Source organism: Paenibacillus marchantiophytorum (assembly GCF_014640555.1).
In the GTDB taxonomy this organism is placed as follows: domain Bacteria; phylum Bacillota; class Bacilli; order Paenibacillales; family NBRC-103111; genus Paenibacillus_E; species Paenibacillus_E marchantiophytorum.
This window is the reverse complement of the sequence record NZ_BMHE01000013.1, coordinates 106,003-121,293: the sequence shown is the minus strand read 5'-3', so window position 1 is coordinate 121,293 and position 15,291 is coordinate 106,003. Positions and strand designations below refer to the sequence as shown.

General features: G+C 46.1%; 15 protein-coding genes. 13 read left to right on the top strand and 2 right to left on the bottom strand.

Annotated features, from left to right (window positions below; genetic code table 11):
• Nucleotides 1–8: 8 nt before the first annotated feature.
• The 3 genes from IEY34_RS15010 (at nucleotide 9) to IEY34_RS15000 (ending at nucleotide 2,608) form a co-directional block, all read left to right on the top strand.
• Nucleotides 9–1,532, top strand: a complete 1,524-nt coding sequence (locus IEY34_RS15010; protein ID WP_189012686.1) for a cell division protein ZapA — start codon at nucleotides 9–11, stop codon at nucleotides 1,530–1,532.
• Between the two features lie 6 nt (nucleotides 1,533–1,538).
• Nucleotides 1,539–2,093 (top strand): CvpA family protein, encoded by a 555-nt coding sequence (locus IEY34_RS15005; RefSeq protein ID WP_229757649.1) that lies wholly within the window; start codon nucleotides 1,539–1,541, stop codon nucleotides 2,091–2,093.
• A gap of 152 nt (nucleotides 2,094–2,245) precedes the next feature.
• Complete coding sequence (locus tag IEY34_RS15000; RefSeq protein ID WP_189012685.1) at nucleotides 2,246–2,608, top strand: response regulator; 363 nt, start codon at nucleotides 2,246–2,248, stop codon at nucleotides 2,606–2,608.
• 88 nt (nucleotides 2,609–2,696) lie between these two features.
• Here IEY34_RS15000 and IEY34_RS14995 read toward each other — a convergent pair whose 3' ends face one another.
• Nucleotides 2,697–3,083 carry a cupredoxin domain-containing protein gene (locus IEY34_RS14995; RefSeq protein WP_189012684.1) on the bottom strand — a complete coding sequence of 129 codons (387 nt, stop codon included), beginning with the start codon at nucleotides 3,081–3,083 and terminating at the stop codon, nucleotides 2,697–2,699.
• A gap of 182 nt (nucleotides 3,084–3,265) precedes the next feature.
• Nucleotides 3,266–3,634, bottom strand: coding sequence for a phage holin family protein (locus tag IEY34_RS14990; protein WP_189012683.1), 369 nt, complete (start codon nucleotides 3,632–3,634; stop codon nucleotides 3,266–3,268).
• 239 nt (nucleotides 3,635–3,873) lie between these two features.
• Here IEY34_RS14990 and IEY34_RS14985 point away from each other — a divergent pair, with 239 nt between their 5' ends.
• The 10 genes from IEY34_RS14985 to IEY34_RS14940 all read left to right on the top strand — a co-directional run bounded on the left by IEY34_RS14985 (nucleotide 3,874) and on the right by IEY34_RS14940 (nucleotide 15,246).
• Complete coding sequence (locus IEY34_RS14985) at nucleotides 3,874–6,237, top strand: endonuclease MutS2 (RefSeq protein WP_189012682.1); 2,364 nt, start codon at nucleotides 3,874–3,876, stop codon at nucleotides 6,235–6,237.
• A 142-nt stretch (nucleotides 6,238–6,379) separates the two neighbouring features.
• Complete coding sequence (locus tag IEY34_RS14980; RefSeq protein WP_189012681.1) at nucleotides 6,380–7,060, top strand: PspA/IM30 family protein; 681 nt, start codon at nucleotides 6,380–6,382, stop codon at nucleotides 7,058–7,060.
• 117 nt (nucleotides 7,061–7,177) lie between these two features.
• A complete protein-coding gene (locus tag IEY34_RS14975; protein WP_189012680.1) occupies nucleotides 7,178–7,597 on the top strand; it encodes a DUF350 domain-containing protein in 420 nt (139 codons plus the stop codon).
• Nucleotides 7,598–7,734: 137 nt separating this feature from the next.
• Nucleotides 7,735–8,235, top strand: a complete 501-nt coding sequence (locus IEY34_RS14970; protein WP_189012679.1) for a hypothetical protein — start codon at nucleotides 7,735–7,737, stop codon at nucleotides 8,233–8,235.
• Nucleotides 8,236–8,348: 113 nt separating this feature from the next.
• Complete coding sequence (locus IEY34_RS14965) at nucleotides 8,349–9,659, top strand: MFS transporter (RefSeq protein ID WP_189012678.1); 1,311 nt, start codon at nucleotides 8,349–8,351, stop codon at nucleotides 9,657–9,659.
• A 68-nt stretch (nucleotides 9,660–9,727) separates the two neighbouring features.
• Complete coding sequence (gene cysK, locus IEY34_RS14960; protein WP_189012677.1) at nucleotides 9,728–10,654, top strand: cysteine synthase A; 927 nt, start codon at nucleotides 9,728–9,730, stop codon at nucleotides 10,652–10,654.
• A 289-nt stretch (nucleotides 10,655–10,943) separates the two neighbouring features.
• Nucleotides 10,944–12,308, top strand: coding sequence for an IS1182 family transposase (locus IEY34_RS14955; RefSeq protein ID WP_189012676.1), 1,365 nt, complete (start codon nucleotides 10,944–10,946; stop codon nucleotides 12,306–12,308).
• Between the two features lie 743 nt (nucleotides 12,309–13,051).
• Nucleotides 13,052–13,342: a hypothetical protein gene (locus IEY34_RS14950; protein WP_189012675.1), complete on the top strand. Its 291-nt coding sequence runs from the start codon at nucleotides 13,052–13,054 to the stop codon at nucleotides 13,340–13,342.
• A gap of 191 nt (nucleotides 13,343–13,533) precedes the next feature.
• Complete coding sequence (locus tag IEY34_RS14945; protein ID WP_189012674.1) at nucleotides 13,534–14,025, top strand: Lrp/AsnC family transcriptional regulator; 492 nt, start codon at nucleotides 13,534–13,536, stop codon at nucleotides 14,023–14,025.
• Between the two features lie 15 nt (nucleotides 14,026–14,040).
• Nucleotides 14,041–15,246 (top strand): aminotransferase class I/II-fold pyridoxal phosphate-dependent enzyme, encoded by a 1,206-nt coding sequence (locus IEY34_RS14940; protein WP_189012673.1) that lies wholly within the window; start codon nucleotides 14,041–14,043, stop codon nucleotides 15,244–15,246.
• Nucleotides 15,247–15,291 lie beyond the last annotated feature (45 nt).

The window sequence follows — 15,291 nt, the reverse complement described above, 5'->3', positions numbered from 1 at the left end:
ATTTAAAAGTGACGACTGAAGATAAATCGAGAATCACCGTTGATATATATGGACACCAGTACAAATTAAAAGCAAGCAACAGCACCAATTACATGAAGCGTGTTGCTGAATATGTGAATGACCAGATGTTTCGGATCGCCAAAGGCTATCCGCGCCTAGATTCGCAGCGAATCGCTGTGCTAGCCGCTGTAAATATGGCGGATGAGTGTTTCCGTATGAACGAAGTTATGGAAGAACTAAGCAACATGCAAAAAGAACAGGAAGCAGCCAAAGCAGCCTATGAAAAACTAAGCCTTGCCTATGACGAATTAAAGCAAGAACAAGAAAACCACCAAGCGATACTTAGCAATCAGCAAAATTTGGTTGAACAAACCAACCAAGAGCTGCAGCAAGCCAAGCAAGAAACAATCAAAAGCAAGCAGGAGTCGGAGCAAATCAAGCAGCTATTGCAGCAAAGCAAACAGCAGCAAGATCAGGCGAAGCAGGGGCAAGACCAGACTAAACAACAGCTTGATCAAATCAAGCAGCAGCTCGATCAAGAAAAACGCCAACAAATCCAGGTTAAGCAGCAGCTCGATCAAGAAAAACAACAGCATCAACAAATCAAACAACAGCTTGAGCAAGCCAAACAACAGAATCAGCAATCGAAACAGCAATTAGATCAAGAGAAACAATTGCAAGCAGAGGCGCAGCAGCTTCAAGCACAAATCAAACAATTGCTGGAGCAAGAAAAACAACAGCATCAACAAGCCAAGCAGCAGCTTGAACAAGCCAAGCAACAGCATCAACAAATGAAGGAGCAGCTTGATCAAGAGAAACAGCAACAAAATGAGGCTATACAGCTTCAAGAGCAATTGAAACAACAGATTATCCAAGAAAAGCAGCACTCGCAACAACTGAAACAGCAGATAGAACAAGAGAAACAACAAAAATCCTTACAGTTACAGAAATTGAATGAGCAGCATCGCGCCGAAAAGACGACTCTTTCACAAATCCATCAAAAGGATAGAGAAGAGTTGATTCAGCAGTATCAGCAAGAAAAAGAGGCGCTTCTTCATCTGCATGAACAGGATAAAGAAACGATAAAGGCTAATCATCAAGAGGAGATTGCTGAGGCCAGCTCCTTGTATAAGGAGGAAATGGAAGGAAAGTTCCAACGTTCTGAACAGGAGAAAGTCGAGATCGTAGGTAAATATCAGGAACAGCAAACTATGATTATCAAGCAGTTGGAGGAGCAAAAAGCAACAATCATCCAGCACTATCAGAATCAGATTTCTACGATTCTCGAGCAGCAAAAAGTTGAGCGAAGCATCCTGGAACAGCATTTTCAAGATGAAAAGCAAAGATGGGAAGCGCAAGCTCAAAGTGAAAAAGAAGCGTTGATGAACCATCATGCCATCGATGAGGCGCAGCAGAAAGAACTGCATCAGGTCAAAGAAGAGTACCGAGAGCTGCGTGAGGAATATGCGAAGCTGCAAAATGAATATAACGAATGGATCGAGCTTGTAGATACAGACGGCCCCAGCAGGTAAGGCAGCGTGACCATACATACTTTTGATTATGTGATGCTCGCGATAGTCGCTCTGGGTCTTCTACTGGGCTACTTTAGAGGCTTTATTGCGCAAATTGTTTCGATTGCAGGCTTTATTTTAGCTTATCTAGTCGCTTTTTACTTCTACAAAGACTTGGCGCCGCTGCTGCGGAATGCCGTCTCACTGCCAACGTACGAAAATTATCAAAAATACGAATTCATTGTAAAAGGTCTTAGTCTCGATACGTATATCCTGAATGCGATAGCTTTCGCTTTATTGTTTTTTGGCGTGAAGTTTGCGTTGGTCTTTCTGGGCAGGGCACTTCATATGCTGGCAAAAACGCCGGGGCTAAACTTCATTAATCGTTGGAGCGGCGCGCTTTTGGGATTGGCGGAAGCTCTCTTAATCATCATCATAGCTGTGAATGTCATGACGATTATCCCCTCGGACGGACTTCAAAAACTACTTGCCAACTCAACGATAGCTCCATACCTGATCAATGAACTGCCCAACATAGCAGGCAAGCTCCAAGAGATGTGGAAACAAGGAATCCCTATATAGAAGCTGCTTTTCTAGAACGTATAGAAAAGGCAGCTTCTATTTGTTTTCGAGCACCAAGTCGACACATGTTCAGAGATTGTCCAGAATCATTTAATATCATACAGCAAGCGGGATGATTGTAGCAGACAGCAGGATGATAGGAGGAAACTAGGTTGGCAAGCATACTGGTTGTTGATGATGCGGCATTTTTAAGGATGATGCTCAAATTAATATTGATAGAGGCCGGACATGAGGTCGTTGCCGAAGCATCCAATGGGCTCGAAGCCATGACCATATATAAACAAGTTAAGCCGGATTTGGTTACGATGGATATCACGATGCCAGAGATGGATGGCATTACGGCGGTTAGAGGCATTATCGACTATGACCCGACTGCGAGGATTGTTATGTGCTCTGCGGTTGCTCAGAAAAAGATGATTATGGAGTCTTTTGCTGCTGGGGCCAAGGATTTTCTGGTCAAGCCTTTTCACAAGGATCGAGTTACAGAGACGATCGCCAAAGTGATGAGTCGTTAAGTCGTTAAGCTTTCGGGTTCCACGCACAAAAAAGGGCTGATCTCAAGTGGAAGTTACTCGAGATCAGCCCTTTGCGTTTCAAATTATCTTATTCGACAATCAAAGTTGTTTTCATATTCGCGTGACCCGATCCGCACATAATGGAGCAGTTGATCGGATATGATCCTGCTTTGTCAGGTGTGAAGGTAACGGTTTTATTGCCATTATCCAAGTTAACTTTGAATTCTTTGATAGAAGCGCCGTGCACGCCTTGGGAATTATCCAGGGTAATCGTAACAGGCTCACCTTTTTTGACGCGATATTCAGTTTGGTCGAATTTGTAGTTTGTTGCTTTCAGCACTACTTGCTGTCCGCCAGCTTGTGCACTAGGGGCAGGACTTGTTGTCGACCCAGCTGATTTGGTATCTTTGTTTCCACAGGCAGCTATGGCAATGACTAAGGCTAGTCCCATTAAAAGAACGAGTAGTTTTTTCATATGTACTCCTCTGTAATCGATTTTAGTTTCTCCCTCATTGTACACGACCTGTTTTGAAAAAACAGTGACAAACTGGTGAAAGCATCCTCTCATGGAAAAGATCGGCCCGGCGAATGAATCCGCTGCAGACCGATCCTTTTTGGGCTTTGCCCCCGGCTATCAGTTATGGAAACTGACAGGTTTTATCGACGATCCTCTCTGCCTGAGATCCCTTGTTCAAAAGGGGTCTTCACAGGGATGAACAAGTCGATGATCCCGATGACTAAAGCGGCTAAAATCGCACCTATCACACTCGTCGATACATTGCTCACGACAAATTGAGCGGCCCAAATGACAAGCGCGCTCACAAGAAAACCTACGATTCCTCTGCCAAAAGGAGTGATTTGTTTGCCGAATACCCCTTCAATAATCCAAGCGGCGACGGCGATAACGAGTGCAAGGAAAAATGCGCTCCAGAATCCGCCGACCTTAAATCCCGGCACTAGCCAACTGACAAACATTAAGACCAAAGCAGATACAATAAACCTTACGAGATGTCCAAGAAGATGCATTTGGTAGACCTCCTTCGTTCTGCTGAGAATTCTCATGACAGAAGAAATGTTTTTGTTGAAATTTGCTTGGCGTGTTTGAAGCTATCTTTTCCTTGGCAGAAGGAATAGGTGCACAACTTAGTGTATCCCAAATAACGTAAGATTATGGTAGGCAGCATCTTCCATATAATCATTGTCTCCGTAGCTAATCAGGTGCGGTTTGGTTTATACTATAGGGTAGAGAAAAGAGGTTGGGACTGTTGAATAAGAAAATTATCAAAACATTAGATTATGCGAAGATTTTACATAAACTGGCTCATCATGCGGCAACTTCACTAGGCAAAGATGCTGTGGAAAAGCTTGAACCCAAAGGTGATTTTGAACTGGTCAAGCTGAGGCTTCAAGCAACGGATGAGGCAGTTAATATTGAGCGTTTGAAAGGTAATGCGCCTTTTGGAGGAATTCGTGATATTCGATCCTCCTTGCATCGTGCCCGTATTGGCGGCATGTTGAATCCCTCTGAACTGCTGGATATTTCCACCACTCTATTCGGAAGCCGCAGGCTGAAGCGGTTTGTACTGGCCGTTCATGCTGATGAATATGCTGTGCCTATGCTCAAGGATCAGGTTGATTTACTTACTGAAAATAAACCGTTGGAAGATAAAATAAACAGCTGTATTGATGAGAATGCGGTCGTCGTAGACAGCGCAAGTCCTGAACTGGGCAGAGTGCGCAGTGAGCTTCGGACAGGCGAAAGCAGGGTGCGCGAACGCTTGGAGCAGATGCTGCGCAACTCATCCATCCAGAAAATGCTGCAGGATGTTCTGATCACGATTCGGAATGACCGATTCGTGATACCCGTTAAATCCGAATATCGTTCCAGCTTTGGCGGGACGATTCATGATCAGTCCGCTTCTGGCGCGACATTGTATATTGAACCGGATGCCATTGTGCAGTTGAATAACAAAATTCGTGAACTCAAGTTCAAAGAAGAAGTGGAAGTTGAGAAGATTCTGCGAGCGTTGACAGAGCTGGTTGCTGAACAAGTGGATGTGCTTGTAGAGGATGTGGATCTTCTTGCGGAGCTTGATTTCACATTTGCCAAAGCCGGTTTGGCCAGAGAATTGAAAGCGACGATGCCGCGCTTAAATGATCGTGGTTTCATCAAAATTAAGCGAGGCCGCCATCCATTAATCGCGGCGGATGCCGTTGTACCGCTTGATTTGGAGCTGGGAAATGATTATTCGCAAATTATTGTGACAGGCCCTAATACAGGGGGGAAAACCGTTTCCCTGAAGACCGTAGGTCTTCTAAGTTTAATGGCGATGTCAGGATTATTCGTTCCAGCTGAAGAAGGCAGTCAATTATGCGTATTTGATGCTATCTACGCGGATATTGGCGACGAGCAAAGCATTGAACAAAACTTGAGTACTTTTTCCAGTCACATGACGAATATTATAAGTATTTTAAGGGATATGACGCCAAAAAGCTTAGTCTTGCTGGATGAGCTTGGCGCCGGTACGGATCCTGCGGAAGGGTCCGCTTTAGCGATTTCTATTCTGGACTACATCCATCAAATCGGCTGTCGCATTATTGCGACGACCCATTATTCAGAACTCAAAGCTTACGCGTACCAAAAACAAGGAACCATTAATGCCAGTATGGAATTTGATGTACAAACACTAAGTCCAACCTATCGTTTGCTTGTCGGTGTGCCAGGGCGAAGCAATGCCTTTGCGATTGCGGAGCGCCTGGGCTTGTCACGCCGCATTATTGAACATGCGCGCACGCAGGTGGGCGAAGAAGATAAGCGCGTCGAGTCGATGATCGCATCGCTCGAGGAGAACCGCCTCATCGCCGAAGCCGAGCGCCTAAGCGCTGAGCAGCTGCGGCGAGAAGCGGAAGAGATGCGCCAGGCGCTGGAGGCGCAGCAGGTGAAGTTCGACGAGCAGCGCGACAAGCTGCTCGAGAAGGCCGAGCGCGACGCGCGCGAGGCTGTCGCCAAGGCGCGCCGCGAGGCGGACGAAGTCATCGCCGATCTGCGGCGCATGGCGCAGGAAGAGGCCGGTGGGGTCAAGGACCACCGGCTGGTCGAAGCGAAGCGCCGCCTCGATCAGGCGGCGCCGGAGCTGCGCGAGAAGCAGGTGCGCGCAGCGAAGAAGCGGCCTGAGCGCATCGAGGTCGGCGACGAAGTGCGCGTCGTGACCCTGGGTCAGAAGGGGCACGTCGTAGAGATTGTGAGCCCGACCGAAGCGACTGTCCAGCTGGGCATCATGAAGATGAAGGTCGCGCTGTCCAACCTCGAGAAGGTCGGAGGTCAGGCACACAAGCAGCCGGTGCAGCAAGCGGCAACTACGCTCAAGCGAACACGCGACGACAATGTTAAGATGGAGCTCGATATGCGAGGACTCAATATGGAGGATGCGCTAATCGAGGCGGATCGCTTTTTGGATGAATCCTTCTTAAGCAATTTCGGGCAAGTGTACCTGATTCATGGCAAAGGCACAGGCGTGCTGCGCACAGGCATGCAAGAGTATTTGCGCCGCCACAAACATGTGAAAAGTTACCGAATGGGGAACTACAATGAGGGCGGCGCCGGAGTCACCGTGGTCGAACTGAAATAACGTTGAAATTTTTTTTCATCTTTTTGAAACTCCTGGTTTGAGACTGCGTATGTAATGTGTGTAAGCACCGGTGATTAAATCTTAAAAAAACGTTATGCCAATTATACAATTTAATTTTCATCAAACTTAGGAGGAATTTACAATGGGAATTTTCAAAAGACTGCGTGACATGACGATGGCTTCAATCAATGATATGCTGGACAAAGCGGAAGATCCGGTTAAGATGTTGAATCAGTTCTTGCGTGACATGGAAGAGGATATTTTGGAAGCTGAATCTGCGGTTGCTAAATCCATTGCCATTGAGAAGAAATTCAAGCTTCAGTTCGAAGAGTCCGAAGAAATGGTTACCAAACGGACAGAGCAAGCGATGAAAGCATTGGAGTCCGGCAATGAAGACTTGGCTCGCCGCGCGTTGGAAGACAAGAAAGAGCATCAAGCTCGTTATGATGAATTGAAACGTCAATACGATCTGGCCAAAACGAATGCCGATCAGCTTCGCGGTCAATTGACAGAGATGAAAGACGAGTTTAACAAAATGAAGAATAAGAAAGATTTGTTGATTGCCCGTGCCGAAACAGCCAAAGCGCAAAAACAAATCAATCAAGCGATGTCCGGCTTCGGTACCGACAATGCAGCCAAAGGGTTCGACCGCATGAGCGAGAAAGTGCTTCAGATGGAAGCCGAAGCGCAAGCAAGCGGTGAAATTCGCGCTAAAAACCGCAGCTTAGATGATGAGCTTGCTGGACTTGGCGCTGGCAGCAGCGGCATTGACGACGAATTGGCAGCGATGAAAGCAAAGCTTGCTGAAAAAAAACAATCCTAATGATATACTAGTAGTACCTGCGAGAGACTGAGCTAAACTCAGTCTCTTCTACCATATATAGGGATCTTTATAACAAAGATTAAAGTCTCTACTATTTGAGGGAAGGCAGGAGACGATATGAATGAAGAGGTGGATGTGTTGCTTAGTAACCCGTATTTATCGACGCTTGCATTCTTTGCAGTAGCCGTTGTCGCACTCGTCGTCTTTCTAACGATTTTTGAATTGCTGACCAAGTATGATGATTGGGCAGAAATCAAAAAAGGAAATTTGTCTGTGGCGATGGCAACAGGCGGGAAAATTTTTGGGATTTGTAATTTGTTCCGCTTTGCGATTCTCAACAATGATACGATGATGCATTCTCTCATCTGGGCAGGGTACGGTTTCTTGCTGTTGTTGGTTGCCTACTTCATTTTTGAATTTTTGACGCCTTATTTCAAAATTGATGAAGAAATCAAAAAGGATAATCGTGCTGTCGGTTTCTTGTCTCTGACCATTTCCGTTTCCCTTTCTTACGTAGTTGGAGCTTGTGTAACTTAGTATCCTACATAGTCTTGGAGGCTTGAACAATGAAATACCTGTGGGGCACCTTGTTTGCCATTGCAATTGTGTTTGTGGCGGCTGGGGTTTATTATTTAGTGAAATATGCATGAATGCAATAGGTGGGGGATTACGAAATGAGCGCGAATGAGGAAATAGTTTGTCCATGGTGCCAAACCGAAATCGTTTGGGATCCAGAAATCGGACCAGAGGACGAATGTCCGCACTGTTTTAACGAATTGAACGATTATCGGAGCATTGATCTGAAAGTGAAACAAACCGGTCAGCCGCTCCGTTTTGATGAGCAGGAATACGTGGATGCCGATGAAGATTTATCCTTGGCATGGGATGACTCTGACGAACCGCTAGACAAATATGGCGAGAAAGTTCAGCATATCACGGATGAGCAGGAAGAAGCACCGGAGTGCTCAAGCTGTCATGAACTGCTGTTGCTTGCCGGCGATGAAGTGGTCAGCGAAGCTTCCTTTACTCCTGTTATTCCCAAAACGTTAGGAAGCGCCTTTTTGACAGGTCCTTTTACACTTAACGTTTATGTCTGCCCATCCTGCTTCAAAGTAGAAAAAATCTTATCCGATACCGATCGCTTGCTGATGGTTTCCCGAATTAAATCGGAATAGTGCGTAGAACCGAGTCCTGGTGGACTCGGTTTTTTCGTTGTAATGCCTCATATTTTCACTCCATTGGGGAAGCTTAACAAGAGCGATTCAATGGTGGGAAGGATGGTAGGCGTATGCACAAAGATCAGAGCCAGACGAGAAGGAGACAAGGCCGGGCAGCGGAAGGACAGGCGAGTAACTATTTTGGTCATCAGGCAAGCGGCGGCGGGAATGAGGCAAAGATCCACAAAGGGCGTTTGGATGCACAGGCCATTTTACTACTCATCGTTCATACCTTGTTCGGAAGCGCGAATGCTTTATCAGGGACTTTCGTTGGTGTTTATTTGTGGAAAGCCAAAAATGATTTTGCCCTTATTGGCTGGTTTACGCTAGCCACACATCTGACGATGGCCATCACCTTCTGGCTGGCTGGCAAATGGGTCAAGGAACATAATAAGATGAACTGTTTGCGAGTTGGGGTTTCGGTTTCAGCTGTTTTCTATATGCTGGTTTTGTGGCTGGGACCAAGCAGTATACATTACTTTGTTTGGCTTGGCATGGTGCAGGGGATATCATCCGGCCTTTTTTGGGTTGCTTTTAATGTGGTCTACTTTGAAGTGACAGACCCGGATAACCGTGACCGTTTTAATGGTTGGATCGGGCTTCTGGGCTCAGGTGCGGGGATTGTGGCTCCGTGGATTTCGGGCGGGTTGATAATTCGGCTCGGGGATGTCAGCGGCTACCGCTTGATTTTTTCCATTTCGTTAGGCGTATTTCTGCTTGGTGTGGTCATTAGTTTCTTTCTCAAAAAACGCAAGGTGCAGGGCACCTATGAATGGCTGTTCCCTTTGCGCTGTCTCCGCCAGCCGGAGACCCCTTGGAAGCGAGTGAGTCTGGCCCTCGTATTTCAAGGCGTTCGGGAAGGCGTTTTTGGTTTCATGATCGCTTTGCTCGTCTACATATCTACAGCCAGTGAAGCGAGTCTGGGCAATTTTGTACTGATTACATCCGCTGTTTCCTTAGTTAGCTTCTGGGCAGCAGGTCGATTCATCAAACCGCATTTTCGTAAAATAAGCATGCTTATCGGTGCTATCATGGTTGTCGTGGTGATATTTCCTTTTTTCTGGAAAATGGGGTATAGCACGCTGCTCCTTTTTGGGTTGGGAGCCTCCCTCTTTTTCCCGATGTATTCGGTGCCTATGGTGTCAGCTGTCTTCGATCTGATTGGTTCTAATGAGGCAAGCGCGAAACAGCGGGAAGAGTACATCGTGCTAAGGGAATTATCCTTGAATGTAGGCCGCATGTTGGGTGTTTTACTTTTCATTGGCGTCATATCCTGGAGCAAAGCTCCGCTTATAATCAATGTGCTGTTATTGGTTATTGGCAGTTCGCCGCTAGTGAGTTGGTATTTTATGAAAAGGCAGCTTTCGGTAATTAAGCCTTGACTTTTGTTTCAATTCCCGATAAAAATGTGGGTATAGTCGGTTATTATGGGGAAGAGGAACGTGCAGACATGGCGCAGAACAGAATGGTAGGCAGCATCACAGAGCTCATCGGAGATACGCCGGCAGTGCGGATTAACCGATTGGTAGAGCCAGGTGACGCTGAACTCTATGTAAAGCTGGAATATTTCAATCCAAGCGGCAGTGTGAAGGATCGTGCTGCTTATAACTTAATTGAGCAGGCTGAGAGAAAAGGACTTCTTCGTCCTGGAGCTACGATCATTGAGCCGACAAGTGGCAACACAGGTATCGGACTTGCGATGAATGCAGCCGCCAAGGGCTACAAAGCGATATTGATCATGCCGGATAATATGAGCAAAGAACGTATTAATATCCTCAAAGCCTACGGCGCAGAGGTTGTACTTACGCCAGCCGCGGAGCGGATGCCAGGGGCGATTGCCAAAGCGGAGGAACTGCGGCAACAAATTGCGAACAGTTATATTCCTCAGCAATTTGAGAATGCAGCGAATCCGGACATTCACCGGACGACTACGGCTCCGGAAATTCTGCAGCAAATGGAAGGGCGTCTGGACGCCTTCGTTGCAACCTCGGGTACAGGAGGCACAATTACTGGTACAGGCGAGGTTCTCCGGGAGAACCTGCCAGATATTCAGATCTATGTTGTGGAGCCCAAAGGGTCTCCTGTGCTCTCAGGCGGAGAGCCTGGTCCGCACAAGCTTGTAGGGACGAGTCCGGGGTTCGTACCGGCTATTTTGAACACAAGCGTGTATGATCACATCGTCCAAGTTACTGATGAGGACGCCATCCGCACGATGCGGGATTTGGCAAGCCAAGAGGGCATACTCGTGGGGCCATCCGCCGGAGCTTCCGTCTGGACGGGTTTGCAGGTGGCTCGCAAGCTGGGCGCTGGCAAACGGGTGTTGTGCATTGCGCCGGATACAGGCGAGAGATATTTAAGCATGGATATTTTTGATTGATCATGCGGGCTGGAGGACATGCGGACATAGGGGCATGAGGACTTGAGGAAGTGAGGGCATGAGGACCGCGTGGCTAAACGCATTGTGGATGTTCGCGAAACGCCAAAAGGGGCTGTCCCCAAATGAGTCTATCTCCAGGCTGACTCTTGCTTTCAATGTTGAACTACATGGAAAAGCTCAGGCTGTCGAGAAAGTCTCGACAGTCTTATTTATTTCTTTAAGTTCATTTCAACACATCACCGCGTTAATTTGGTATAATATAATCATACTATTGAAAGTGGTGGTTCCTATGTTTCGTTCTACTCCGAAAGACCCTCAATTAGACTATGAACTTGTATGCATTGATTTGATGGTCCCTCAAAATCATTTACTTCGCCAAATCGCTGATCATATTGATTTTTCGTTTATTATAGATATCGTTCGTCCTTTTTACAGTGACAATCATGGACGGCCGTCGATTGATCCTATTTTACTCTTTAAAATGATGTTTATTGGCTATTTATATGGGATTCGTTCCGAACGCCAACTTGAGCAAGAGATTAACTTGAATATTGGTTATCGCTGGTTTCTAGGGCTTGGACTTACTCAAAAAGCGCCTGATCACACCACTATCAGCTGGAATCGTCGGACTCGTTTTAAAGATACGACCGTATTTCAGGATATTTTTGATGAAATCGTTCGACTCGCCATCGCACATCGAATGGTTGCAGGTCGTGTACTTATCACAGACTCCACGCATATTAAAGCAAATGCCAATAAAAATAAATACGTGATGCAAACCGTGGAGCAAACGCCTCACGAATACACATTGGAATTGGATAAAGCCGTGGACGAAGATCGGAAACAACTTGGAAAAAAGCAGCTGGAGCGCAAGGAGGAGGAGACCGAGACAAAGCCAATTAAAGTAAGCACGACGGATCCAGAAAGTGGATATATGATGCGAAAAGGTAAACCTGATGGGTTCTTTTACTTGGATCATCGCACTGTTGATCATAAGTTCAACATTATTACGGATGTGCATGTGACAAAAGGAAACGTTAACGATTCCGTTGTTTACATCGAACGATTGCAGCACCAAATTGAAAAATTCGGATTCGAAGCATCGCTTGAGGCAGTAACCGTCGACTCTGGTTATATGACGCCATACATTTGCAAAGAGACATTAGAAATGGAGATTTACCCCGTCATCGGCGGGCGCCGAGCTAGTTCGACTTCCGAGGGAATGTCGAAGGAACGGTTTCTTTTTCATGCCGAGAAAAATGTGTATATCTGCCCAAAAGGTCAGGAACTAAGCCAGAGCACCACGAACCGACAAGGTTACCGCGAGTACACATCTGACCCGAAACAGTGCATCGAATGTCCCTTACTTTTCAGCTGCACAACGGCAAAGAACCATACTAGAAAAATCCAAAGGCACTTGTGGGAAGACTACAAAGAGCAAGTAACTAAGAACAGGGAAAGCGTTTCTGGTAAAAAACTGTACCGACTTCGGTGCCAAACCATTGAGCGAAGTTTCGCGGATGCTAAAGAGCTCCATGGACTTCGCTATTCGCAGTTGAGAGGGCGAGCGAATGTGCAGGAGAAAGCACTTATGACGGCAGTAGCACAAAACATAAAAAAGATCGCCCGTCAGCTTGCGAAGCATGCAAGTTAAGGAGCGATCTTTTTTGTTAACAGATAAATATGCATTGCGAACGGGTCACAGGTTGGTTGAGACTAATTGAAAGCGCTTTACTCGACAGCCTGAAAAGCTACCGCTAATTTAGGTGTTTTCGCATGAAAAGGCAGTTTACATGGCAAATCTCCCGTTATTTCCGATGCTTTTCCACTGAATAGCGATTTCTCCCTTAATTAGCGGGAGGTTTTCCAGTTAGATGACCGTTTAGAGTTAGTAAAGCCAAAATAGCAGGAGAAATTCCTGTTAGTTTTGGCTTCGTATCGAGACAAAATAGAGGCTGCTTTCAAGGTTTGTAACCTTTTGAGTCAGCCTCTTTGACATTGCCTCTGCGTACGTCACTAGATCATATGCTGTTCTACAGTATCCAACGCTACTCATGATATCGCGCATTGTCCCATGACATACCGCGACATACCCCAATCCCCTGCGATCCCCGCGAAGGTCTATCACTGTCATCCACGTTCCTTGTGAAGTCTATCGCCAGCATCCGCGTTCCTTATATAGTTGAGTACCTGAATCCCCATTCCGTGTGAAGACCTAGCATCGGTTCTGCGTGAGGGCATGTCTTGGGGTGACACGATGCAGATAAACTAATTATGAACATACGAATGATGTGCGCGCGTGGGTATTCAAACCTTTTTTAATAAATGTTGAATAAAAATTCATTATTGAGTATAATTATAAGTGTAAAAGGTTCTCAGATGAAAGGTGGACTCAGCGTGAAAATAGCCTATATCAATTCGTTCCCAGAGATAGATCAACTGGATAACTTTATACAGACATATACAGAGGAATGCATAAACCTAGGGTCGCAAATGCCTGTGAATTGGCAGGAACTCCACTCTCACAATGTCATCTCAGTCTATGATGAGGATACACTAGTTGGGATCGGGTACTGTTCCGAGACAGCTATTATCCATGTGCGTCCTACGTATGGTCACCGTGAAATTGAAACGATGGTCAACAAACTGCTGCAAGCCGAGTTGAAGCTCCGTTTGGTTCACAAATGATCTTATATCCCATAAAATGAAGGGCTGCCTATCGATTAGGGCGGTCTTTTTTGTTGTTTGTGAATGGATATTTTGGTTATACAAAAATAATCTGGCATTTAGACAGGCTCAGTAATTGAATTGCGATGCCAATTCATTGTAAGATTAAAGGATGAACCGAAAACCCAAATTTCAGAAAGGTAGGTTTAACCATGGATACTTTGAAGCTTAAAATTCTCGAACTAATGAAAGAAGACGCCCGCCGAAGCGCGGATCTTATCGCCACAATGCTAGGAACGGCGGAGGACGAAGTGGCGCGAGCGATAAGCGAGATGGAAGCGGATAAGGTCATCGTCAAATATGCGACAGTGGTGAACTGGAGTAAAGTAGATGACGAAAAGGTTACCGCCCTGATTGAAGTGCAAATTACACCGGAACGCGGACGCGGCTTCGATGCCATCGCGGAACGGATTTACCTATATCCGGAAGTCAAATCCGTCTACTTGATGTCAGGTGCTTATGACTTGCTTGTTGAAATTGAGGGCAACTCTCTGAAGCAAGTAGCCTCTTTTGTATCGAATAAATTGTCTCCAATCGACCGTGTGCTTTCTACTAAAACAAATTTCATATTGAAAAAATACAAACAAGACGGCATTATATTCGAGGATCAGGCTGATGATCACCGTATGCTCGTTTCGCCGTAAGGAAGAGGGAACGTCATGATCCAAGATGAGACAACGATCCAGCCGAACAAGGTCAAATCCATGCAGGACTACCTGGCTCCTGCCGTGCGTGAGATCAAGCCATCCGGTATTCGCAAGTTTTTTGATTTGGTAAGCAATAGCAAGGATGATATTATTTCGCTTGGTGTAGGGGAGCCTGACTTTTCAACACCGTGGCATGTGCGTGAAGCTGCCGTTTATTCCCTTGAGCGCGGCCGTACCAAATATACGCCAAACTCCGGGATTCCGGAGCTTCGTGAAGCGATTGCCGATTATTTGCACACCTCGTTCAAAGTGAAGTATGAGCCTTCCAACGAAGTGCTTGTCACAGTAGGCGGCAGCGAAGCGATTGACTTGGCACTGCGCGCTTTGGTTACGCAAGGTGACGAGATTCTTATTCCGGAGCCATGTTACATTTCATATTCACCTATTACGAGTATTAGTGGCGGTGTTCCAGTAGGTATTGAAACTTTCGCGAAGGATCAATTCAAGCTTACGGAGAAAGCTTTGCGCGATGTTATTACGCCACGTTCCAAAATTTTAATACTTTGTTACCCAAGCAATCCCACTGGCGGTATCATGACTTATGAAGATTGGCTGCCGATTGCTAAAGTGGTGGAAGAAAATGACTTGATCGTGATTTCGGATGAAATTTATGCCGAATTAACATATGGACAGAAGCACGTAAGTTTCGCGGCTGTACCGGGAATGAAAGATCGGACGATCCTGGTTAGCGGCTTTTCCAAAGCATTCGCAATGACAGGTTGGCGGATGGGGTATGCTTGCGGCCATTCAGAACTAATATCGGCTATGACCAAAATTCACCAATATACGGTGATGTGCGCACCAGTCATGGGGCAGGTTGCAGCACACGAGGCGCTGACTAATGGTTTGGAAGAGAAAGATCGTATGATAGAGTCCTATAATCAGCGCAGACGGTTGATTGTCAAAGGGTTTCGAGAGATTGGCTTGGAGTGTCATGAACCGCAGGGCGCGTTCTATGCCTTCCCAAGTATTGTCGCTACAGGGCTGACTTCGGATGAATTTGCGCAAAAATTGTTGTTTGAAGCAAAGGTTGCAGCGGTACCCGGAGATGTGTTTGGCTTAGGAGGCGAAGGCTTCTTGCGCTGCTCCTATGCTTACAGTGTTTCTCAACTTAATGAAGCGTTAGAACGCATTGGAAAATTTTTGAGAAAATTGTAAATTGTTAAGTAATAGATATGTTCATTATGTCAGAAAACTGGTATT